Source organism: Nostoc sp. UCD121, assembly GCF_014222285.1.
In the GTDB taxonomy this organism is placed as follows: Bacteria; Cyanobacteriota; Cyanobacteriia; order Cyanobacteriales; family Nostocaceae; genus Nostoc.
Window position 1 is genome coordinate 1 of the sequence record NZ_JACKZS010000535.1, and the last position, 405, is coordinate 405.

At 44.4% G+C, this 405-nt stretch carries 1 protein-coding gene; it reads left to right on the forward strand.

Annotation, left to right across the window (positions count from 1 at the left end):
* On the forward strand, positions 1–405 hold a 405-nt coding region (locus GNF10_RS37360), incomplete at both ends, for a leucine-rich repeat domain-containing protein (RefSeq protein ID WP_185607525.1).

Here is a 405-nt window from a genome sequence, read left to right on the forward strand (position 1 = left end):
CAATCTGACGCAGCTTGACCTCAGTAGCAACCAAATAACCCAGATTCCAGAGGCGATCGCTAAATTAACCAATCTGAGACTACTTGACCTCCGTTTCAACCAAATAACCCAGATTCCAGAAGCGATCGCTAAATTAACCAATCTGACGCAGTTTCACCTCTTTTCCAACAAAATAACCCAGATTCCAGAAGCGATCGCTAAATTAACCAAGCTGAGACTACTTGATCTCCGTTTCAACCAAATAACCCAGATTCCAGAGGCGATCGCTAAATTAACCAATCTGAAGCAGCTTCACCTCAGTTACAACCAAATAACCCAGATTCCAGAAGCGATCGCTAAATTAACCAATCTGACGCAGCTTGACCTCAATGGCAACCGAATAACCCAGATTCCAGAGGCGATCGC